The sequence below is a fragment of the Burkholderia sp. GW821-FHT14F03 genome (assembly GCF_058803765.1).
In genome coordinates this window covers 1-21,730 of record NZ_JBXAPG010000070.1, presented here as the reverse complement: position 1 = coordinate 21,730, position 21,730 = coordinate 1, and the positions used below count along the sequence as shown (strand labels likewise).

The 21,730-nt window shown below is 70.2% G+C and carries 20 protein-coding genes; 15 read left to right on the top strand and 5 right to left on the bottom strand.

The features are described 5' to 3' along the window. Positions 1–75: 75 nt before the first annotated feature. Entirely contained in the window at positions 76–1,368 is a 1,293-nt protein-coding gene (locus AC1RQF_RS30835) for an MFS transporter (protein ID WP_492873848.1), read from the bottom strand. A gap of 273 nt (positions 1,369–1,641) precedes the next feature. Continuing rightward, the gene (locus AC1RQF_RS30830) at positions 1,642–2,787 is read right to left on the bottom strand and encodes a branched-chain amino acid ABC transporter substrate-binding protein (RefSeq protein ID WP_273997528.1); all 1,146 of its coding nucleotides are present in this window, start codon (positions 2,785–2,787) and stop codon (positions 1,642–1,644) included. A gap of 334 nt (positions 2,788–3,121) precedes the next feature. Here AC1RQF_RS30830 and AC1RQF_RS30825 point away from each other — a divergent pair, with 334 nt between their 5' ends. Genes AC1RQF_RS30825 through AC1RQF_RS30805 form a run of 5 tightly spaced genes read left to right on the top strand, consistent with a single transcriptional unit; the run spans position 3,122 to position 7,591 of the window. After that, the gene (locus AC1RQF_RS30825; protein ID WP_273997529.1) at positions 3,122–4,081 is read left to right on the top strand and encodes a 4-hydroxyproline epimerase; all 960 of its coding nucleotides are present in this window, start codon (positions 3,122–3,124) and stop codon (positions 4,079–4,081) included. After that, on the top strand, positions 4,081–5,211 hold the full coding sequence (locus AC1RQF_RS30820) for an NAD(P)/FAD-dependent oxidoreductase (RefSeq protein ID WP_492873845.1): 1,131 nt from the start codon (positions 4,081–4,083) through the stop codon (positions 5,209–5,211). The genes AC1RQF_RS30825 and AC1RQF_RS30820 overlap by 1 nt, the downstream gene beginning before the upstream one ends. Further along, positions 5,204–5,473 carry a (2Fe-2S)-binding protein gene (locus AC1RQF_RS30815; RefSeq protein ID WP_492873843.1) on the top strand — a complete coding sequence of 90 codons (270 nt, stop codon included), beginning with the start codon at positions 5,204–5,206 and terminating at the stop codon, positions 5,471–5,473. The genes AC1RQF_RS30820 and AC1RQF_RS30815 overlap by 8 nt, the downstream gene beginning before the upstream one ends. Beyond that, positions 5,470–6,759 (top strand): FAD-dependent oxidoreductase, encoded by a 1,290-nt coding sequence (locus AC1RQF_RS30810; protein ID WP_273997533.1) that lies wholly within the window; start codon positions 5,470–5,472, stop codon positions 6,757–6,759. Before AC1RQF_RS30815 ends, AC1RQF_RS30810 begins: the two co-directional genes overlap by 4 nt. 34 nt (positions 6,760–6,793) lie before the next feature. Continuing rightward, a complete protein-coding gene (locus AC1RQF_RS30805) occupies positions 6,794–7,591 on the top strand; it encodes an AraC family transcriptional regulator (RefSeq protein WP_273997534.1) in 798 nt (265 codons plus the stop codon). Positions 7,592–7,658: 67 nt separating this feature from the next. Here the strand turns inward: AC1RQF_RS30805 and AC1RQF_RS30800 are convergent, their stop codons facing one another. Both AC1RQF_RS30800 and AC1RQF_RS30795 read right to left on the bottom strand, forming a co-directional pair. Next, positions 7,659–7,928: a hypothetical protein gene (locus tag AC1RQF_RS30800; RefSeq protein ID WP_273997535.1), complete on the bottom strand. Its 270-nt coding sequence runs from the start codon at positions 7,926–7,928 to the stop codon at positions 7,659–7,661. Positions 7,929–8,083: 155 nt separating this feature from the next. After that, positions 8,084–9,985 carry a bifunctional sugar phosphate isomerase/epimerase/4-hydroxyphenylpyruvate dioxygenase family protein gene (locus tag AC1RQF_RS30795; RefSeq protein ID WP_492873840.1) on the bottom strand — a complete coding sequence of 634 codons (1,902 nt, stop codon included), beginning with the start codon at positions 9,983–9,985 and terminating at the stop codon, positions 8,084–8,086. A gap of 250 nt (positions 9,986–10,235) precedes the next feature. Here AC1RQF_RS30795 and aroQ point away from each other — a divergent pair, with 250 nt between their 5' ends. Genes aroQ through AC1RQF_RS30780 form a run of 3 tightly spaced genes read left to right on the top strand, consistent with a single transcriptional unit; the run spans position 10,236 to position 12,911 of the window. Then, on the top strand, positions 10,236–10,691 hold the full coding sequence (gene aroQ / locus AC1RQF_RS30790; protein ID WP_492873838.1) for a type II 3-dehydroquinate dehydratase: 456 nt from the start codon (positions 10,236–10,238) through the stop codon (positions 10,689–10,691). Continuing rightward, positions 10,688–11,542 (top strand): shikimate dehydrogenase, encoded by an 855-nt coding sequence (locus tag AC1RQF_RS30785; RefSeq protein ID WP_273997538.1) that lies wholly within the window; start codon positions 10,688–10,690, stop codon positions 11,540–11,542. Before aroQ ends, AC1RQF_RS30785 begins: the two co-directional genes overlap by 4 nt. Positions 11,543–11,591: 49 nt before the next feature. Continuing rightward, entirely contained in the window at positions 11,592–12,911 is a 1,320-nt protein-coding gene (locus AC1RQF_RS30780) for an MFS transporter (RefSeq protein ID WP_273997539.1), read from the top strand. A 55-nt stretch (positions 12,912–12,966) separates the two neighbouring features. On the opposite strand, the gene AC1RQF_RS30775 is transcribed toward AC1RQF_RS30780, so the two are convergent. Next, positions 12,967–14,154, bottom strand: a complete 1,188-nt coding sequence (locus tag AC1RQF_RS30775) for a 2-aminoethylphosphonate--pyruvate transaminase (protein ID WP_443111477.1) — start codon at positions 14,152–14,154, stop codon at positions 12,967–12,969. A gap of 171 nt (positions 14,155–14,325) precedes the next feature. Here AC1RQF_RS30775 and phnS point away from each other — a divergent pair, with 171 nt between their 5' ends. From phnS to AC1RQF_RS30740, 7 genes are all read left to right on the top strand, one after another. Continuing rightward, the gene (gene phnS, locus AC1RQF_RS30770; RefSeq protein WP_273997540.1) at positions 14,326–15,417 is read left to right on the top strand and encodes a 2-aminoethylphosphonate ABC transporter substrate-binding protein; all 1,092 of its coding nucleotides are present in this window, start codon (positions 14,326–14,328) and stop codon (positions 15,415–15,417) included. A 21-nt stretch (positions 15,418–15,438) separates the two neighbouring features. Then, positions 15,439–16,545, top strand: a complete 1,107-nt coding sequence (gene phnT / locus AC1RQF_RS30765; RefSeq protein ID WP_273997541.1) for a 2-aminoethylphosphonate ABC transport system ATP-binding subunit PhnT — start codon at positions 15,439–15,441, stop codon at positions 16,543–16,545. After that, the gene (gene phnU / locus AC1RQF_RS30760) at positions 16,523–17,452 is read left to right on the top strand and encodes a 2-aminoethylphosphonate ABC transporter permease subunit (RefSeq protein WP_492873835.1); all 930 of its coding nucleotides are present in this window, start codon (positions 16,523–16,525) and stop codon (positions 17,450–17,452) included. Before phnT ends, phnU begins: the two co-directional genes overlap by 23 nt. Next, the gene (phnV, locus tag AC1RQF_RS30755) at positions 17,442–18,296 is read left to right on the top strand and encodes a 2-aminoethylphosphonate ABC transport system, membrane component PhnV (protein ID WP_492873833.1); all 855 of its coding nucleotides are present in this window, start codon (positions 17,442–17,444) and stop codon (positions 18,294–18,296) included. The genes phnU and phnV overlap by 11 nt, the downstream gene beginning before the upstream one ends. Positions 18,297–18,386: 90 nt before the next feature. Continuing rightward, positions 18,387–19,628: a phosphonoacetate hydrolase gene (gene phnA / locus AC1RQF_RS30750; protein WP_273997545.1), complete on the top strand. Its 1,242-nt coding sequence runs from the start codon at positions 18,387–18,389 to the stop codon at positions 19,626–19,628. Then, positions 19,625–21,079, top strand: coding sequence for a phosphonoacetaldehyde dehydrogenase (gene phnY / locus AC1RQF_RS30745; RefSeq protein ID WP_273997547.1), 1,455 nt, complete (start codon positions 19,625–19,627; stop codon positions 21,077–21,079). Before phnA ends, phnY begins: the two co-directional genes overlap by 4 nt. Before the next feature lie 3 nt (positions 21,080–21,082). Beyond that, positions 21,083–21,640 (top strand): phosphonate degradation HD-domain oxygenase, encoded by a 558-nt coding sequence (locus AC1RQF_RS30740; protein ID WP_492873830.1) that lies wholly within the window; start codon positions 21,083–21,085, stop codon positions 21,638–21,640. The last annotated feature ends 90 nt before the right edge of the window (positions 21,641–21,730 follow it).

The window sequence follows — 21,730 nt, the reverse complement described above, 5'->3', positions numbered from 1 at the left end:
GGAATCGGGCCGCGCCGTGCGCGACGGCGCCCCCGGTTCCCATGGACACGGCCGGCGCGCGGCCGGCCGCCCCACTCAGCGCGCGTCCCGCGCGAACAGGCTCGCGATCCCGCCCAGCACGCAGATCACCGCGACATACACGGCCGGCGCGAGCGGATTCGATTTCATCATCAGCGACACGATCACCGGCGTGAGCCCGCCGAACACCGCATACGCCACGTTGTACGAGAACGAGATGCCCGAGAAGCGCACGATGGGCGGAAAGCTCTTCACCATCACGAACGGCACCACGCCGATCGTGCCGACGAGGAACCCCGAGAGCGCATACAGCGGCACGAGTTTCGACGTATCGATCGCGAGCTGCGAGAACAGCGTGTAATAGCAGCCGGCGAGCAGGAGGCCGCCGATCAGCAGCACGGGCCGCGCGCCGATCCGGTCGGCGAGCGAGCCGGCCGTGATGCAGCCGGCCGTCAGGCACAGCGTCGCGATGCTGTTCGCGAACAGCGCCTCGGCGGCCGCGAGGTGGAACTGCTTCTGCAACAGGCTGGGCGTCATCAGGATCACGACCACGATCGCGGCCGACAGCATCCAGGTGAGCAGCATCGACACCAGCACCGCGCGCCCGTGATCGCGCAGCACCGCCTTCATCGGGATCTCGGCGGCGAGCGTCTTCTTCGCCTTCATCTCGGCGAACACCGGTGTCTCGTGCAGCCAGCGCCGCAGGTACACGGAGAACAGGCCGAACAGGCCGCCCAGCAGGAACGGGATGCGCCACGCGAACGCGGCGACCTCGGCGGGCGCGTAGCGGCTGTTGATCGCGGTCGCGACCAGCGAGCCGAGCAGGATGCCGGCCGTGAGGCCGGCGGTCAGCGTGCCGCACGCGTAGCCGATGCGGCGCGACGGCACGTGCTCGGACACGAACACCCAGGCGCCCGGCACTTCGCCGCCGACCGCGGCGCCCTGCAGCACGCGGAACAGCAGCAGCAACACCGGCGCGAGGATGCCGATGCTGTCGTAGGTCGGCAGCAGGCCCATCAGCAGCGTCGGCACCGACATCAGCAGCACGCTGAGCGTGAACATGCGCTTGCGCCCGACCAGGTCGCCGAAGTGGGCCATGATGATGCCGCCGAGCGGGCGCGCGAGATAGCCGGCCGCGAAGATGCCGAAGGTCTGCAACTGGCGCAGCCAGTCGGGAATGTCGTGCGGGAAGAACAACTGGCCGATCGCGGGCGCGAAGAACACGAAGATGATGAAGTCGTAGAACTCCAGCGCGCCGCCCAGCGCGGCGAGGCCGAGGGTCTTGTAGTCCTGGCGGGTGAGTGGTCGTTCTGCGGCGCGTGCGGCGCCGCTCAATTCGGATGCGTGCATGTCAGGGCGATCAGGGTTCGCGTGTTATTTATTGTCGGACGCCGCATGGGCGGCGGCAGGTCGTCGCAACGGCAGCGCCGGCGCCGGGTGAAGCACGGCGCACGAACCGCGCGGGCCGCGAGACGGCGCGCGGCCGGACGGCGAGGCGGAGCTTGACGCGGGCCGGACGATTCTACAGGAGCGTGGGGCGCGCTCCGGCACGTGTTTCCCCGGATATCGAGGACGCGCGCGGCCCTGTTCGCGCGCGCCGGAACCCGGTTGCGGCGCGGCGGCTCAGTGGCCGGCGAGCGTGTCGATCGGCTTGAACGCGCCGCGCTCGACCCGGTAGATCGTCACGGGCGCGTCGCGCAGGTCGCCGTGCGCGTCGTACGCGATCCGGTCGGCGGACACACCCTTGATCGCCACCTTGGCCACGTACGGCCCATACACCTTCGGATCGGTCGAATTGGCGTTCTTCATGGCGGTCAGGAGCGCGATCGTGCCGTCGTACGCATAGGGCGAATAGGTGATCACGTCCTCGTTGAAGCGCGCCTTGTAGCGCGCCGCATAACCCGCGAAGCCCGGCATCTTCTCCTTGGGCAGGCCGCCCATGTAGACGATCGCGCCTTCCGCCGCGTCGCCGCCGACCTTGAGGAAGGTCGGCGAACGCGACATCTCGCCTGTCACGAACGCGGCCTTGATGCCGAGCTGGCGCATCTTGCGGATCATCGGCGACGATTGCGCGTCGCCGCCGCCGTAGAAGATCGCATCGGGATTGAGGCCCTTCAGGTTGGTCAGGATCGCCGCGAAGTCGAGCGCCTTGTCGTTCGTGAAGTCGCGCTTGACGATCGCGCCACCCGCCGCCTGCACCGCGCTCGCGAATTCGTCGGCGATGCCCTGGCCGTACGCGGTGCGGTCGTCGATGATCGCCACGCGCGTGTAGTGCAGCGTCTTGACCGCATAGGTGCCGACGATGCGGCCCGCCTGCGCGTCGCTCGTGAGCAGGCGGAAGGTGGTCTTGTAGCCGCGCGCGGTGTACTGCGGCGAGGTCGCCATCGAGATCTGCGGCAGCCCCGCGCGGTCGTAGAGGTCGGAGGCCGGGATGCTCGTGCCCGAGTTGAAATGGCCGATCACGCCGCGCACGTCGTCGTCGATCAGGCGCTGCGCGACCGTCGTGCCGGTGCGGGGATCGGCCTGGTCGTCCTGCGAATCGAGCACGACGGTGACGGGGTGGCCGCCGATCACCGGATGCGTCGCATTGAAGTCGGCGATCGCGAGCTGCACGCCTTTCTGCATGTCCGCGCCGTAATTGGCCTGCGGTCCGGTGAGCGGCGCGGCGAAGCCGATCTTGACCACGTCGGCGGCGTTCGCCTGGACGGCGGAGAACGCGGCGAGCGCGGCGGTCGCGGCCAGCGCGAAGTGCGATACCTTCAGCTTCACTTTCACTTCCCCTTTGCGTGATGGGCCGGTGGTGGGCCGCCGGCCGGTTGGCGATGAATCCGGAGGCGCGCCCGGCGTCGCGCTGTGCCGCAATCGGCGCATCCGCGACGCCTTGGCGAGGGCTGCCGTGCGGCCCGTCGGACGGGTGGCGGCACCCTGCAGGCGCATTCCGGAACGCAGTCTAGGTAGCGAAAATCCGGCCGTCTTGCGCGATCCGCACGTGGCGCGCGACGATTTCGGCATATCGGCGGTTACCCTGATATATGCCGAAATCGTCATGCGCCGCGCGTAATGCCGCCAAGACGCGAGGGGGCGCCATTTTTACGATGGCGGCATGAAAACACTCGAGTACATCGATTCGCACACGGGCGGTGAACCTACCCGCCTCGTCGTGTCGGGGGGGCCGGATCTCGGCGGCGGCGCGCTGGCCGAGCGGCTCGAACGCTTTCGCGCGGAGCATGACGACTGGCGCGCGGCGATCGTCACGGAGCCGCGCGGCTCCGACGTGGTGGTCGGCGCCCTGCTGTGCGAGCCGGTCGATCCCGGCTGTGCCGCGGGCGTCATTTTCTTCAACAACGTCGGCTATCTCGGCATGTGCGGCCACGGCACGATCGGCCTCGTCCGCTCGCTCGCGCACCTGGGGCGCATCGGGCCGGGCGCGCACCGGATCGAGACGCCGGTGGGCGTCGTCGAGGCGACGTTGAACGCCGACGGCTCGATCGCGGTGCGCAACGTGCCCGCGTATCGCTACCGTCGGGCGGTGACGGTCGACGTGCCGGCGCATGGCCCGCTCGTCGGCGACATCGCCTGGGGCGGCAACTGGTTTTTCCTGGTCGCCGAGCACGGCCGCGCGCTCGATCCCGCCCATCTCGCCGAGTTGACGGCGTTCACCTCGGCGATCCGCGACGCGCTCGTCGCGCAGGGCATCACCGGCGCGCGCGGCGCGCTGATCGATCACATCGAGCTGTTCGGTCCGCCCTCGCGCGCGGGGCTCGACAGCCGCAACTTCGTGCTGTGTCCGGGCCGCGCGTACGACCGCTCGCCGTGCGGCACCGGCACGAGCGCGAAGGCCGCGTGCCTGGCCGCCGACGGCAAGCTCGCGGCGGGCGGCGTATGGCGGCAGGAAAGCATCATCGGCAGCGTGTTCGAGGCGCGCTACGCGCCGCATCCCGAGCGCATCGAAGGCGAGCCGGCGATCGTGCCGACGCTCACCGGACGCGCGCACATCATGGCGGAAGGGCGGCTGTGCTTCGAGGCGGACGATCCGTTCGCGCGCGGCATCCGGCTGGGCTGATGGCGCGCGCGGACGTCATCGTCGTCGGCGCGGGGATCGTCGGCGCGGCGTGCGCGGCGGAGTTGGCCGCGCGCGGGCTGCGGGTCGCGGTGGTGGACTCGGGCGGGATCGGCGGCGGTGTCACGGCGGCCGGCATGGGGCATCTCGTCGTGATGAACGATACGCCGGCCGAGTTCGCGCTGTCGCGCTATTCGCTCGAGCTGTGGCATGCGCTCGCGCCGCAGCTGCGCGAGCGCGATGCGTTCGTCCGCTGCGGCACGCTGTGGGTGGCCGCCGACGACGAGGAGCTGGCGGCGGCGCGCGCGATGCAGGCGGGCCTGGCGGCCGGGCACGTCGCGGCGGCGCTGATCGATGCGCACGAGCTGCGCGCGCGCGAGCCCGCGCTGGCGCCCGGGCTCGCGGGCGGGCTGCTGGTCGAGCGCGACAGCATCGTCTATGCACCGGCGGCGGCCGAGTGGCTGCTGACGCGTTCGCCGGGCGCGGCGCGCATCGCATTGCACCTGCATGCCGAGGTGATCGAGGTCGAGCGCGGCGCGGTGCGGCTCGCGGGCGGCGCGCGGCTCGGCGCCGCGCAGGTCGTGCTCGCGAACGGCATCGACGCGCGGCGTTTCGCGCCCTGGCTGCCGCTCGTGCCGAAGAAGGGCCACCTGTTGATCACCGATCGCTATCCGGGCACGCTGTCGCACCAGTTGCTGGAACTGGGCTATATCAAGAGCGCGCATCACGCGACCGGCACCTCGGTCGCGTTCAACGCGCAGCCGCGCCCGACCGGCCAGTTGCTGATCGGCTCGTCGCGGCAGTTCGACACGACCGATCCGGCGGTCGAGCTGCCGGTGCTCGCGCGCATGCTCGCGCGCGCGGCGCGCTACTTGCCGGGCCTGCCGGCGCTGCACGCGCTGCGCGCCTGGACGGGATTTCGCGCGACCACGCCCGACGGGCTGCCGCTGATCGGCCCGGCGGGGGACGCGCAGCCCGGCGTCTGGCTCGCGACCGGGCACGAGGGGCTCGGCGTGACCACCTCGCTCGCGACCGCGAAGCTGCTGGCCGCGCAGCTGTGCGGCGAGACGGCCGCGATTCCGGGCGCGCCCTACCTGCCGGCGCGCCTGTTGGCCGGAGCCTGCCATGCGTGACGCGAACCTGACCTTGACGATCGACGGCCGGCCCTTGACGGTCGCGGCGGGCAGCACGGTGGCGGCGGCGCTGGTGCTGGCGGGCGGCGTGCGCGGCACGCGCGCGTCGGTGAGCGGCGCGCCGCGCACGATGGTGTGCGGGATGGGCGTGTGCCAGGAATGCCGCGTGACGATCGACGGCCGCGCGCATGTGCTGGCCTGCCAGACGCTCTGCCGCGACGGCATGGCGGTCGACACGACTTTCAATGGGCAAGCGGGATGAATCCACATTACGACGTCGCGATCGTGGGCGCGGGGCCGGCCGGGCTGGCCGCCGCGCATGCGGCCGCGCAGCGGGGCGCGCGCGTGGCGGTGCTCGACGACAATCCGCTGCCGGGCGGCCAGATCTGGCGGCAGGGCCCGGTGTTCGGCGCGGCCGCGCCGCTGAGCGCGGCGCTGCGCGCGCTCGCGGCGCAGCCGTCGGTCACGTGGTGGCGGCGCGCGCGCGTCGCGGCGGTGCTGCCGGGCCGTGCGCTGCTCGTCGACGCCGACGACGCAGGCGGGGTCAGGCTTGGCTACGCGCGCCTGATACTCGCGACCGGCGCGCGCGAGCGCCTGCTGCCGTGCCCGGGCTGGACGCTGCCCGGCGCGACGGGCGCGGGCGGGCTGCAGGCCCTGATCAAGGGCGGCATGCCGGTGCGCGGCGAGCGCATCGTGATCGCGGGCAGCGGGCCGTTGCTGGTGGCGTCGCTCGCGACCGCGCAGGCGGCCGGCGCGCAGGTGGTCGCGGTGGTCGAGCAGGCGTCGCTCGGCGCGCTGGTCCGTTTCGGGCTGTCGCTCGCGGCGACGCCGTCGAAGCTCGCGCAGGCGGCGCGCCTGACGCGCGGCTTCGCCGGCACGACCTACCTGACGGGCAGCGTCGTGCGCGAGATACGCGGCGACGGGCGCGTGCAGGCGGTGGTGGTCGAGACGCCGCGCGGCACGCGCGTGATTCCGTGCGACCGGGTTGCCTGCGGCTATGGCCTCGCGCCCAACACCGGGCTCGCACGCGCACTGGGCTGCGCGCTCGACGACGATGCGATCGCCGTCGACGCGGAGCAGCGCACCTCGGTCGACGCCATCTACGCGGCGGGCGAGTGCACGGGCGTGGGCGGCATGGAGTTGGCGCGCGTCGAGGGCGAACTGGCCGGCTGGGCGGCCGCCGGCGCGACCGCGAGCGACTGGGCCGCGCCGCCCCTCGCGCGGCTGCGGCGCAGCCGCGACGCCTGGCGCGGCTTCGCGGCGCGCGTCGCGCGCGCGTTCGAACTGAGCGACGCGGCGCGCGCGCTGCCGGCCGACGATACCGTGCTGTGCCGCTGCGAGGATGTCACGGTGGGCGCGGTGCGCGTCCATGCGAGCGCGCGCGAGGCGAAGCTGCAGACTCGCTGCGGGATGGGGGCGTGCCAGGGGCGGATATGCGGCGCGGCGCTGCGCACCTATTTCGATTGGGACGAGGCGACGCCGCGTCCGCCGTTCGCGCCGATGCCGATCGCCACGCTGTGCGCGGCGGCCGACGAGGCGCTTCTATAATCGACACGATGCCTACCGATGCGCGAGACCCGGGATGATGACCTTGCTTGCCGTACCGCCTGCGACCTTGCCTGACTCAGCGCGCCCCATGCCGGACGACGGGGGCTTCGCGGCGATGCTCGCGCATTTCTCGCTGCTCGAACCGGTGTTCGACGCGCTGCCCGACGTCGCGTTCTTCGTGAAGGACGTGAACGCGCGCTACGCGCTCGTCAACCGCACGCTGGCGCTGCGCTGCGGCTACAAGGACAAGCGCGCGCTGTATGGCAAGGCCGCCGACGAGGTGTTTCCGCGGCGTTTCGGCCGCAGCTACGTCGAGCAGGACATCGCGATCATCGGCGCGGGCCAGCAGTTGACCGACCAGCTCGAACTGCATCTTTACCCGGGCCGCCAGCCCGGCTGGTGCCTGACCTGCAAGGAGCCGCTGCGCGACGCGCGGGGGCGGGTGGTGGGGCTCGTGGGCATTTCGCGCGACCTGAAGGCGCATGAAGGGTCGCATCCGGCGTACAGCCGGCTCGCCGACGTGGTGCAGTACATCCAGGAGCATTACGTGCAGCCGCTCAACCTCAAGTATCTGGCGGGCATGGCGGGGATGTCGGTCGCGCAGCTCGAGCGCTATTTCCACAAGGTGTTCCACCTGACGCCGCGCCAGGTGCTGCTCAAGACGCGCCTCGACGCGGCGACCGCGCTGCTCGTCAGCCACGACAAGGTGACGGACGTGGCGGCGCTGTGCGGCTACACGGACCATAGCGCGTTTACGCGGCAGTTCAAGGCGACGGTGGGGGTGACGCCGACCGAGTATCGGCTGATGTTGCAGGGGGAGCGCGGCGCGTAGCCGCGCGGCGCCATGCAAACGGCCGGCGCAAGGCCGGCCGGATCGGGTGGGATGCGGGCGTCGCCGCTCAGCGGTAGCCGAGCCCCTTCAGGACGGCGCTGCCGTCGGCGGTCAGGCGGAAGCTGGGTACGGCGTCGGCGTCGGCGCCGGCATTCACCATCTCGATGAGGCCGGCTTCCTGCAGTGCGGGCAGCTCGGGTTTCGCGCTGGCGCTGATCGGGGCGTGCAGCAGGACCAGCAGCGTTGCGATTTCGTGATGGCTGAGCAGACGGCGCAGCATCGTCTTCCTGGCCTGGGGGACGGCCTGGCGGTCCGCGGGTGTTTCAACGGCGCTCATGGCTTACCTCCTGTCTGGATATGGTTGCGGATGGTGCCGGCCAAAGCTTAAACGATTCTTAAAACCGCCGCTCGCGACCGTCCGGCGCCCGCTTGATCGATGACAGAATGTAACGGCGGCCGGCCCGGCCGGAACCGGATCCACGCCGCCAGCGCTCAATCCGCGGGCGCGCGCCGCTGCGCCTGCGCGGCGAGCCGCACCGCCGCGTTGGCCGCGCCGTAGCCGTCGTAGCCGCCGCGCCGCTCGACCAGTTCGAACGAAAAGCGCTCGTCGATCCGCTCCGTATACGCATGCAGGAACTCGCCGCCGGCGTCGTCGCGGTCGTACAGCAGGTGATGGCGGCGCAGCGTGTCGAGACGCGCGTCGCACAGCGCGTAGCGCGCGGCGAGGTCGTCGTAGTAGTTCGACGGGATGCGCAGGAACGGCACGCCGTCCGCCATGAAGGCCGCGACCGCGCGCACGATGTCGTCGGTGCGGAACGCGACGTGGTTGAGGCCCGGCCCGTGGTAGCGGTCCAGCGCATGAGCGACCGCTGTGTGGCGATCGACCGAGGCGTTGAACACCATCCGCACCGAGCCGTCGGCGCTGCGCACCGCTCGGCTGCGCATCAGTCCATAAGGGTCAGGTACCAGCCAGTCGCGCTCCGCGTCGAAGCCGAACGCGGCCCGGAAGTAGAGCACCCAGGTGTCGAGCGCGTCGGCGGGCAACGAGAGGCACACATGGTCGATCGCGGCGAGGGGGCCGACCTCGGCCGGGCCGTCGATGTCGGTCAGCACGAAATCGGATTCATACAGGGTCGGCGCGCCGGGCGCTTCGTCGACGAAATAGTGAAGGCTGCCGTCGGGCGCCCGCACGCCGGGCAGCACCCGCTCGTCGGGGCCGATCCGCCCGTCGAACGGGGCGTGGCCGTAGCCGGCCGCGCGTTCGAACGCGACGGCGGCATCGTCGACGCGAAACGCGGATGCGCAGAGCGACAGGCCGTGTTTCTGGAAGAACGCCTCGGCGAACGTGTCGCGCTCGGCGTTCAGCACGATCGACGCGGCGCCGTGCTGGTAGAGCAGCACGTCCTTCGAGCGATGCCGGCCCGCGGGCCGGAAGCGCAGCCGTTCGAGCCAGCCGCCGATTTTCGCGGCGGCCGCGGCGTCCACCGCGAATTCGATGAACTGGAGGCCGACGTGGGCGGGCGCGGCGGGCGGCGCGAACAGCGGCTGGGCGGCGGCGGGGGCGTGGCCGTCGGCGGCGAGGCGCAGGCGGGCCTGCTCCTCCAGGTACAGCAGGGACCGATAGCCGTCGGCCGCGCTCGATGCGGTCGGCGCGGCGCGCAGGCCGTCGTTGAAGATTTCCAGCGACAGCGGCCCGGTATAGCCGGCCTCGATCACGCGCGCGGCGAAGCCGGCGAGGTCGAAATCGCCCTGGCCCGGGAAAGAGCGGTAGTGACGGCTCCATTCGATCACGTCCATGGCGAGCCGGGGGGCGTCGGCAAGCTGCACGAAGGCGATGCGCGAACCGGGGATCGACGCGATGCCGTCGGGCGCGTCGCCGATCGCGAGCGTGTGGAAGCTGTCCAGCGCGAGCCCGAGATGCGGATGGTTCACGGCGTCGACGAGCCGCCACGCGTGCGCGTAGGTGTTGACCACGCGTCCCCAGGCGAGCGCCTCGTAGGCGGCGACGACGCCTGCTTGCGCGGCGGCGTCCGCGAGCGCGCCCAGTTGGTCGGCCAGCAACGCGTCGCCGGCGAGGGCGTCGGGCGACGCGTTGCTGCAGACGAGGAGCCGGTCGGCCCCCAACGCGTGCATCAGCGCGAACTTGCGCTTCAGGCGTTCGAGATTGCGTGCGAGCTGCGCGGGCGGCACGCCCTCGAAATCGCGGAACGGCTGGAACAGCACGATCTCGAGGCCGAGATCGGCGGCGATGCGCCGGACCTCGGCGGGCGATCCGTCGAAGTAGAGGAGATCGTTCTCGAAGATCTCGACGCCGTCGAAGCCGGCCGCGCGGATGGCCTTGAGTTTCTCGACGAGCGTGCCGGACAGCGAGACGGTGGCGATCGAGCGCTTCATGGGGAGGCCTGTCGAAAGGGGATGGCGCGCCGGAGCCGAGCCTCAGTGAACCATTCGGACACATCGTGGCGGTGCGTTATCCCATATTTATCGGGGTATTACATATGCATTGTACAAACTAACTAGATCGTACAAATTATCGCAAACCCGGAAAGACAGCGCGTGGGAGGCGGGTGCACACTGGCGCCGAATCCCATTGCGAGGCGTGCGATCGGCTGGCGATCCGCGCCCGATTTCCGGAGTGTCCGACATGAACAAGCCGACGGTGCTGGTGTTGAACGGCCCGAACCTGAACCTGCTGGGGACGCGCGAGCCTCACATCTACGGCGTGGAGACGCTGCCGGACGTCGAGCGCCGCTGCGCGGCCGAGGCGGACGCGCTCGGCCTCGCGCTCGAATGGCGGCAGTCGAACGCCGAGCACGTGCTGATCGACTGGCTGCACGATGCGCGCACGCGCGTGCATGGCGTCGTGATCAATCCCGCCGCCTATACCCACACCTCGGTTGCGCTGGCCGATGCGCTCGCGGCGCTCGGCCTGCCGGTGATCGAAGTGCATATCTCGAACATCCATCGTCGCGAGGCGTTCCGTCACCATTCGTTCGTCTCGGCGGTGGCCGACGGCGTGATCTGCGGGTGCGGCACCGACGGCTATCTGCTGGCGCTGCGCCGGATGGCGACGCTGGTGTCGCAAGGCGGTGTGCGATGAGCGCGGGTTCGTACCTGATCGGGCTGGTCGGCGCGGGCATCGGCGGCTCGCTGTCGCCGGCGATGCACGAGGAGGAAGGCCGCCGGCAGGGCTTCAACTACGTCTATCGCCGCATCGATCTCGATGGGCTCGGGCTCGCGCCCGACGCGCTGCCGGAATTGCTCGTCGCGGCGGAGCGGATGGGATTCGACGGACTCAACATCACGCACCCGTGCAAGCAGCGCGTGATCGCCTGCGTCGACACACTGTCCGACGAGGCGCGCGCGCTGGGCGCGGTCAACACGGTGCGCTTCGACGGCGGCCGGCGGATCGGTCACAACACCGACTGGTCGGGCTTCGCGAAATCGTTCCGGCGCGGGCTGCCGGGCGCATCGCTCGACAGCGTGGTGCAGCTCGGCGCGGGCGGCGCGGGCGCGGCTGTCGCGCATGCGGCGCTGACGCTCGGCGCGCGCGCGCTCACGTTGTTCGACGTCGATCCGGCGCGCGCGCAGACGCTGGCCGCCGACCTGCAGGCGCGATTTCCCGCCGCGCGGCTCGTCGCGGGCGGCGAGCTGGACGCCGCGCTCGCCCAGGCGAGCGGCCTGATCCACGCGAGCCCGACCGGCATGCTCGGCCATCCGGGCCTGCCGCTGCCGGCGCGACTGCTGCATCCGCGCCTGTGGGTCGCGGACATCGTCTATTTCCCGCTCGTCACCGAATTGATCGCCGCCGCGCGCGCGCTTGGCTGCCGGACGCTGACGGGCGGAGGGATGGCGGTCTATCAGGCCGTCGACGCGTTCGAAATCTTCACCGGCCGCGCGCCGGACGCCGAGCGGATGTTCGCGCACTTCCAGGCGCTCGTCGCAGGCTGAAGCCGGCTGGTCCGGCCTTGCTCTCAAACACAAACAGGAGACAGACACGATGCCATCGCCCACCCCCGCCGCCGCCGCGGCCGCCGCGCCGTCCGCCGCTGCCGCGCGCGCCTCGAAGGCGCGCTACCGGATCCTCGCGTTGCTCGCGGTCGGCACGATGATCAATTACCTCGACCGCACCGTGCTCGGCGTCGCCGCGCCCGGGCTGACGCGCGAGCTGGGCATCAGCGCGGCGGTGATGGGCGTGATGTTCTCGGCGTTCTCGTGGACCTATGTGCTCGCGCAGGTGCCGGGCGGCCTGCTTCTCGACCGCTACGGCAGCAAGATCACCTATTACTGGTCGATGACGCTCTGGTCGCTGTGCACGCTGCTGCAGGGCTTCGTCCACGGCGTCGCGCCGCTGTTCGCGGCGCGCCTCGGGCTGGGGCTGACCGAGGCGCCGTGCTTTCCGACCAACAGCCGGGTGGTCGCCACCTGGTTTCCGCAACAGGAGCGCGCGCGGGCGACGGGCACCTACACGGTGGGCGAGTACGTGGGCCTGGCGTTCCTGAGCCCGGTGCTGTTCGCGCTGATGGGCGCGTTCGGCTGGCGCGCGCTGTTCTTCGCGGTCGGCGGCGCGGGCATCCTGTTCGGCTTCGTGTGGTGGCGCTTCTATCACGAGCCGCACGCCCATCCGCGCGCGAACGCGGCCGAACTGGCCTACATCGAGGCGGGCGGCGGCCTCGCGCGGCGCACGGGCCCGCGCGCCGGGTTCAGCTGGGCCACGGCCGGCCGTTTGCTGCGCAAGCGCCAGCTCGCCGGCATCTGCATCGGCCAGTTCGCGGGCAACTCGACCCTGGTGTTCTTCCTCACGTGGTTCCCAACCTATCTCGCCACGGAACGCCACATGGCCTGGCTCAAGATCGGCTTCTTCGCTGTGCTGCCGTTCATCGCCGCCTCGGTCGGCGTGATGTTCGGCGGGATCCTCTCCGACTGGCTGCTGCGGCGCGGCCGCTCGGCCAACGTCGCGCGCAAGCTGCCGATCATCGCGGGCCTGCTGCTGGCGTCGACCATCGTGCTCGCGAACTACGTCGACAGCAACGAAGCGGTGATCGCGATCCTGTCGGTCGCGTTCTTCGCGCAGGGGATGGCGGCGCTGGGCTGGACGCTGGTCTCCGACATCGCGCCGGAAGGGCTGCTCGGCGTCACGGGAGGGATCTTCAACCTCGCGGCGAACCTGGCCGGCATCGTCACGCCGCTCGTGGTCGGCTTCATCGTCGCGGCGACCGGCTCGTTCGTCGGCGCGCTCGTGTTCATCGGCGCAATCGCGCTGGTCGGCGCGCTGTCCTACATCTTCGTGGTCGGCGACATCGAGCGGATCGTGCTGTGACGCGCGCGGCGCGCCCGGCTTGCGCATCGCGAAGCCGGGCGGGTTCCCGCCGCGCTCAGCGCGTCGCGATGCCGAGCGTCGCGAGTGCGTGGCCGATCGCGGCGACGGCCTGGCGCATCTCGTTCGAATCGATCGCGCCGATGCAGCCGACCCGGAATGTCTCGATGGTGGTCAGCTTGCCCGGATACAGCACGTAGCCGTTGGCGCGCACCGCCTCGTAGAACGCGCCGAACGCATAGGCCGGATCGCGCGGCGCATGGAACGTGACGATCACGGGCGCCTGCACGCGCGGGTCCAGGAACGGCGTGAAGCCGAGCGCGCGCATGCCGTCGACGAGCGCCGCGCAATTCGCCGCATAGCGCGCGCCGCGCGCCGGCTGGCCGCCTTCCGCGAGGAACTGGTCGAGCGCCGCGCGCAACGCGGCGAGCACGTGGGTCGGCGGCGTGAAGCGCCATTGCGTCGTACGCTTCAGGTACGCGTACTGGTCGTGCAGATCCAACGCGAGCGAGGGCGAGCGGCCCGCGCAGGCGTCGAGGAGCGCGCGCCGCACGATCACGAAGCCCATGCCCGGCACCCCCTCCAGGCACTTGCCGCTGGCCGACACCAGCGCGTCGATGCCGCTGCCCGCGAGCGTGATCGGCAGCGCGCCGAACGAGCTCATCGCATCGACGATCAGGCGCTTGTCGTGCCGCTTGCAGAGCGCCGCGATCGCGTCGAGCGGGTTCAGGATGCCGGCGCTGGTTTCGAGGTGCACGAGCGCGACGTGGGTGATGCGCGGCGTGTCGCGCAACATCGCGTCGAACGCGTGAGGGTCGAGTGCGCGATCCTCGCCGCACGGCAGCGCGAGGGCTTCGATGCCGAGCCGCTCCAGGATGCGCAGGATGCGCGCGCAGTACGCGCCGTTGTCCGGCACCAGCACGACGCCGTCGCGCGGCACGAGCGTGCCGAGCGCGGCCTCGACCGCGAACGTGCCGCTGCCTTGCAGCGGCACGCACACGTAATCGTCGCCGCCGCCCGCGATCGTGACGAGATCCGCGCACACGCTATGCGTGAGCTGGTTGAACGCGGCATCCCACGAGCCCCAGTCGCGCAGCATCGCCTGCCGCGTCGCGGGGGACGTCGTGAGCGGGCCGGGGGTCAGCAGGATCGGGTCGCTTCCAAGTATCACATTGCCTCCAGACAGGTCGATCGACGCGCCGGACGACGCATCGCTGATCAGGATGATATTGGCAAAATGTGTCATTTTGCGGACTTTGTGGCAGTCGTCACGGAGATGTCATCGAACGCTGTGATGCTTCGGATGCCGCGAAGCCAAGAGGACGCGCGGCGCCGACGGGCCGCGTCGCGGCCCGCCCTCATAACAGGAGCCGGCAGGTGCCCGGCCGTTGGTTGATCCGCCCTACGGAGAAGCGAGATGACATTTCCGAAATCCTTGAGCGCCCACGCCGGCGCGTTCCGCAAGCTTGCGATCGCGGCATGCGCTGCAGGCTTGCTGCAAGGTATTGCGTCGCCGGCCCACGCAGCCGGCGCGGTCGTGCTGTACACGGCAGACGGCCTGGAGAATCTCTATCGCGACGTGCTGCCCGCGTTCGAGAAGAAAGAGGGCGTGAAGGTCAACATCGTGACGGCGGGCAGCGGTGAAGTGGTGAATCGCGCGAACGTCGAGAAGAACTCGCCGAAGGCCGACGTGATCGTCACGCTGCCGCCGTTCATCCAGCAGGCGGGCCAGCTCGGCTTGCTGCAGGCTTACCAGAGCGTGAACTACAAGAACGTGCCGGCGATCGCGAAGGCGGAGGACGGCACCTGGGCGACCTTCGTCAACAACTACTTCTCGTTCGCGATCAACCCGGACGTCGTGAAGAACCAGCCGAAGACCTTCGCCGACCTGCTGAGCCCGGATTACAGCGGCAAGGTGGCGTACTCGAACCCGGCGACGGCGGGCGACGGGATGGCGGTGATCATCCTGACGACGACGCTGATGGGCGAGGACAAGGCGTTCGACTACCTGGCGAAGCTGGAGCGCAGCGTGAAGTTCCACACCAAGGGCACGGGCTACCTGAACGTGCTGTTGTCGCGCAATGAGATCAGCGTCGCGAACGGCGACCTGCAGATGGATCTCGACGACGCCGAGCACGGCGGCCTGTCGATCAAGCCGATCTTCCTCGCGGCGAAGGACGGCGACCAGCCGACGACGTTCCAGCTGCCGTACGGGATCGGCCTGATCAAGAGCGGCCCGAACCAGGACGCGGGCAAGAAGCTGATCGACTACCTGATGTCGACCGACGTGCAGGCCAAGGTGCCCGACATGTACGGGATCCCGGGCCGCAGCGACGTGCCGCTCGCGGGCAAGAACGGCGAGGCGGTGAAGCGCGCGATCGCGGGCGTGAAGCTGATTCCGGTCGACTGGACCGCGGTGCTGGCGAAGAAGCAGGGTTGGACCGAGCGCTGGAAGTCGCAGGTGGTCGGCAGCTCGGGCAAGCAGACCGACGTCGTCAAGCCGAAGTAAGCCGACGGGCGTTCCAGAAGGATGAATCCGGTGGATACCGCAAGTTTGACCCATCCCGGCGCGTTCGGCGCCGCCGAGCCGCGCGCGACGCCGCGCGCCGGCGCGCCGGGCGGCGTGCTGATCGAGCATCTGAGCGTGCGCTACGGCGCGCGCACGGTGCTCGATGACCTGTCGCTGTCGATCGGCGCGGGCGAGTTGTTGACCGTGCTCGGCAAGAGCGGCTGCGGCAAGACCACGATGCTGCGCTTCATCGCCGGCTTCGTGAAGGCCGACGGCCTGACCGGCACGCTGACGGTGGCGGGCCGCGACCTCACGCACGCGCCGCCGCACAAGCGCAATCTCGGCCTGCTGTTCCAGAACTACGCGCTGTTCCCGCACCTGTCGGTGTTCGAGAACGTCGCGTTCGGGCTGCGGGCGCGCCGCATGTCGTCGGCGGAGATCACGCGCCGCGTGGCCGACGCGCTGAAGCTCGTGCAGCTCGGCGACGCGGGGCACGTGATGCCCGCGCAGCTGTCGGGCGGCATGCAGCAGCGGGTCGCGCTCGCCCGGGCGCTCGTGATCGAGCCCGACGTGCTGCTGCTCGACGAGCCGCTGTCGGCGCTCGACGCGAACTTGAGGTCTTCCGTCCGGACCGAATTGAAAGCGCTGCACGAGCGGCTGCCGAACCTGACCATCGTGTGCGTGACGCACGACCGCGACGATGCGCTGGTGCTGTCCGACCGCGCGCTGCTGATGCGGGACGGCCGGATCGCGCAGATCGGCACGCCGCAGCAGTTGTACGATGCGCCGCGCGACGGTTTCGTCGCGCGCTATCTCGGCGCGGCGAACCTGCTGCCGCCCGCCGTGGTGTTCCCGCTCGGGGATCCGCGCCACGGCGAGCGCGAACGGGTCGCGTGCGTGCGGCCCGAGCGCTTCGTGATCCGGCCGCTCGGCGAGGGGCAGCTGCACGGCACGATCGCATCGGTCGAGTGGCACGGCTCGGAGCTGTCGGTGTCCGTCGCGCTCGACGCGGCGCCCGACGAGCCCGTGCGGGTCACGATGCAACGCGGACGGGGCGCGACGCCCGAGCGCGGCGCGCGAATTTCCCTGCATTGCGAGGCGGATGATGTCGTCCTTATCCAGCCCTGACACCCCACTGGGCGCCGACGCCCGGCGCAGCGCATCGGCCGAGGCGCACGCGGCGGCCGCGCGGCGCGCGCGCCGGCTCGGCCAGTTGCATCTGATCGGACTCGCGCTCGTCGTGCTCGGCCCGCTCGTGCTGTATCCGCTCGCGCGCCTCGTGCTGCTGAGCGTGACGGGCGAGCACGGCTTCACGCTCGACGCGTACCGCACGTTCTTCGCCAATCCCGATACGCGCAACGTGCTCGGCACGACGCTGTGGGTGTTGTTCGTGAGCGCCGGCACGGCATCGGTGTGCGGCGTGCTGCTCGCGTCGCTGCTGTTCTTCCGGCCGTTTCCGGGGGCGGCGCTCGTGACGCGCTTCCTGGAGCTGTACGTGGCGTTCCCGTCGTTCCTGGTCGCGTTCACGCTGATCTTCCTGTACGGCTCGCAGGGCTCGGTCAGCATCGGCCTGCAACGGCTGTTCGGGCTGGAGGCGCCGCCGCTCGACTTCCTGTTCGGGATCGGCGGCGTGATTCTCGCGCAGACGATGTTCTATACGCCGTTCGTGGTGCGACCGACGCTCGCGTCGTTCGCGACGCTCGACCTGCGGCTCGTCGAGGCGGCGCGCAGCCTCGGCGCGAACGGCTGGATGCTTGCGACGCGGGTGATTCTGCCGATCGCCTGGCCGGGCATCGCGGCGGGCACGATCCTGTGCTTCCTGCTGACGCTGAACGAATTCGGCATCCTGCTGGTGCTGGGCAGCGCGCGCCTCGTGACGCTGCCGGTGGCGATCTACAGCAGCGCGACGGTTGACCTCGACCTGCCGACCGCGTCGGCGGGGGCGGTGGTGATGCTCGCGATGTCGTTGTCGCTGTATGCGTTGTACCGGCGGATGAACCGCCGCGCGCTGGGAGGAGGCCGCGATGCCCGCTGATTTTCCGCTGCGCGCCGGCGCCGTGCCGCGCCGCGACGTGACCTGGCGCGACGCCGCGCTCAAGCATGCGTCGCGGGCGGCGCTCGCGGTGGCCGCGTTCGCGTGCTTCTGGTTGTTCGTGATGCCCGTGATCGTGGTGGCGCTGTCGAGCGTCGCGACCCAGTGGTCGGGCACGATCCTGCCGGCGAGCTACAGCCTGCGCTGGTTCGAGCGGCTCGGCGCGCCGGAATTCGATGCGCTCGCCATGAGCCTCGAAATCGGTTTCGGCGTCGCGCTGCTCGGCACCGCGCTCGGCCTGTGGTTGGCGCTCGCGCTCGAAGGGCGCGGCCGCAGCGGACTCGGCGCGCTGGTCGATGCGCTGGCGATGCTGCCGAACGGCGTGCCGAGCGTGGTGCTCGGGCTGGCCGTGCTGATCGCGTATCACCAGAAGCCGCTCGATCTGTCCAGCTCGCCCGCGATCGTCGTGCTGGTGCAGCTCGCGCTGATCCTGCCGTTCTGCTACCGCTGCGCGGCCGCCGCGCTGCGCCCCGAACTGACCGTGCTGCGCGAAGCCGCGGCGAGCCTGGGTGCGCCGCCGTCGATGGTGCTGCGCCGGGTGCTGCTGCCGCAGGTCGTGCCGGCCATCCGCGCGAGCCTCGCGCTGGGCTTCGCGCTGTCGCTCGGCGAGCTGGGCGCGACCCTGACCGTCTATCCGCCCGGCTTCGCCACGGTGCCGATCGTCGTGATCGGCCAGGTGGAGCGCGGCTACTATCTGCCCGCATCGGCGCTCGCGCTGCTGATGCTGATCGCCTCGCTTGCCGCGTTGCTGCTGATCGCCGCGCGCGCCCCCCGACTCAGACGCTGAAGCATGCGCGCCGCCTGGGCGGCGCGCCGGTCCGAAACCCCATTCCGCGTGCTGCGCACGCAATGTCTTGTCACGTCCATACGGAACATCATGGAAACTCATATCGAAGTCAATGGCCGCCGCTACCGGATGCCGACCGTGCCGACCGTCGCCGTGTGCGTCGACGGCTGCGAATACGCGTACCTCGAGCATGCGGTCGAGGCGGGCGTCGCGCCGTTCATCGGCAAGATGATCGAAAACGGCGCGGCGTTCCGGGCGGACTGCGTGATCCCGTCGTTCACCAACCCCAACAACCTGTCGATCGTCTGCGGCGTGCCGCCGGCGGTGCACGGGATCTGCGGCAATTACTTCTGGGATCCGGACGCGAAGCAGGGCGAGGGCGCCGAGGTCATGATGAACGATCCCGCCTACCTGCGCGCGGACACGCTGCTCGCGGCGGCGTCGCAGGCGGGCGCGCGGGTGGCCGTGGTGACCGCGAAGGACAAGCTGCGCCGCCTGCTCGGCTGGCGGATGCGCGGCATCTGCTTCTCGGCCGAGAAGGCGGGGCAGGCGAACCTCGTCGAGAACGGCATCAGCGACGTGCTCGACCTCGTCGGACTGCCGGTGCCCGACGTGTACAGCGCCGCGCTGTCCGAATTCGTGTTCGCCGCCGGCGTGCGGCTCGCGAAGCGGCGGCAGGTGGACCTGATGTACCTGTCGACGACCGATTACGTGCAGCACAAGTGCGCGCCGGGCAGCGACGGCGCGAACGCGTTCTACGCGATGATGGACCGCTACCTCGCGCAGCTCGACGCGCTGGGCTGGGTGATCGGGCTGACCGCCGACCATGGGATGAACGCGAAGCACGATCCGTTGACCGGCGCGCCGAACGTCGTCTATCTGCAGGATGCGCTCGATGCCTGGCTGGGCGGCGGCCGGGCCCGCGTGATCCTGCCGATCACCGATCCGTACGTGGTGCATCACGGCGCGCTCGGCTCGTTCGCGACGATCTATCTGGCGGAAGGCGTCGCGGCCTCCGACGTGACCGCGCGGCTTGCGCAGGTCGACGGCGTGGAGACCGTGCTTGACAACGCGGCGGCGGCGGCGCGCTTCGAGCTGCCGGCCGATCGGATCGGCGATGTGGTGGTGGTGAGCCGGCGCGATGTCGCGCTCGGCACGCGCGCGCGCGAACATGACCTGTCGGGCTTGACGGTGCCGCTGCGTTCGCACGGCGGGGTGTCGGAACAGGAAGTGCCGCTGCTGTTCAATCGACGGGTTGCGCCGCGAGAAGACGGTCGCCGGCTGCGCAACTTCGACGTGTTCGATTTCGCGCTCAACCGGGTGATGCAATGAATTCGATCCTGCTGAACGATCACCCGGCGTTCCGCGTCGAGTCGCTGCGCTGGTGCGGCGAGGCGGCCGCGCGGCCGCGCTCGCTCGACGTGCACGATCCGTATTCGGGCATGCGGGTGGGCACGGTGCCGCTCGCCTCGGTCGACGACGTGCGGCGCGCGTTCGAGTACGCCGCCGCATACCAGCCGCGCCTGTCGCGCTATGACCGATCGCGGATCCTGGAGAACGCGGCGATGCTGCTGCGCGAGCGCACCGAGGAAGCATCGACGCTGATTTCGCTCGAATCGGGCTTGTCGAAGCAGGATTCGCGCTACGAGATCGGCCGCGTGGCGGACGTGTTCAAGTTCGCCTCGATCGAGGCGCTGCGCGACGACGCGCAGAGCTACTCGTGCGATCTGACGCCGCACGGCAAGTCGCGCCGGGTGTTTTCGCAGCGCCAGCCGCTCGATGGCGTGATCGTGGCGATCACGCCGTTCAATCATCCGATGAACCAGGTCGCGCACAAGATCGCGCCGGCGATCGCGACGAACAACCGGGTGATCGTGAAGCCGTCGGAGAAGGTGCCGTTGTCGGCGTTGTACCTGGCGGACCTGCTGTATGAGGCGGGGCTGCCTGAACCGATGCTGCAGGTGCTGACCGGCGATCCGCGCGAGATCGCGGACGAACTGCTGACGCATCCGCTCGCGTCGCTGATCACGTTCACGGGCGGCGTGTCGATCGGCAAGGCGATCGCGGCGAAGGCGGGCTACCGCCGCATCGTGCTGGAGTTGGGCGGCAACGATCCGCTGATCGTGCTCGACGACGCGGATCTCGAACGCGCGGCGACGCTGGCCGCGCAGGGCTCGTATCGGAACTCGGGGCAGCGCTGCACGGCGGTCAAGCGGATCCTGGTGCAGAACAAGGTGGCGGCGGATTTCACTGAGCTGCTGGTCGAGAAGACGCGAAGCTGGTCGTATGGCGACCCGTTCGATGAAGCGAACCAGATGGGCACGGTGATCGACGAAGCGGCGGCGCGCCTGTTCGAGGCGCGCGTCGACGAGGCGATCGCGTGCGGTGCGCGGCTGCTGACGGGCCATGCGCGGCATGGCGCGCTGTATGCGCCGACCGTGCTCGACCGGGTGGATCCGTCGATGACGCTGGTGCGCGAGGAGACTTTCGGGCCGGTGTCGCCGATCATCGGCTTCGACACGATCGACGATGCGATCCGGATCAGCAACGGCACGGCGTTCGGGTTGTCGTCGGGCGTGTGCACCGATCGCACCGATGCGGTCGTGCGTTTCGTCAACGAGCTGAACGTCGGGACCGTGAATGTGTGGGAGGTGCCGGGATACCGGATCGAGCTGACGCCGTTCGGCGGTATCAAGGATTCCGGGCTCGGCTACAAGGAAGGGGTTCAGGAGGCGATGAAGAGCTTCACGAATCTCAAGACCTTTTCGTTGCCGTGGGTGTGAGCGATGGCCCTGACTCTCGATGATATCCGCGCGCTGTTCGATCGCCATGGCGGGACGGCCTATAGCGGCGAGCCGGTGACGCAGCGCGAACATGCATTGCAGAGCGCGCTGCTGGCGGAGCGCGACGGCGCGGACGACGCGCTGGTCGCGGCGGCGCTGCTGCACGATCTCGGGCATTTGCTGAGCCGGCAGGGCGAGACGCCGAGCGAGCGCGGGATCGACGATCTGCACCAGTATTACGTGCTGCCGTTCCTGCGTCCGCTGTTCACGGACGCGGTGCTGGAGCCGATCCGGCTGCACGTGGATGCGAAGCGCTGCCTGTGCGCGCTCGACGCGGGGTACCACGACAGCCTGTCGGCGGACTCGGTGCGCAGCCTGAAGCTGCAAGGCGGGATCTTCGATCGGGAGGCGGCGGAGGAATTCCTGCGCCGCCCGTATGCGCGGGACGCGATTCGCCTGCGGCGCTGGGACGATCTGGCGAAGACCGCGGGGTTGCCGACGCCGGATCTTGACCACTATATGAAGGCGGTCGAGCGCGTCGCCAGGGCGGCCTCTATATAGAGCGATGCGCGGGCGCGCGCTTCAGTTTTGCGACGTTTAAAAATCTTTCACGAAAGGGCTTGCGCGGCGGGAAAAGCGTGCCTACAATCA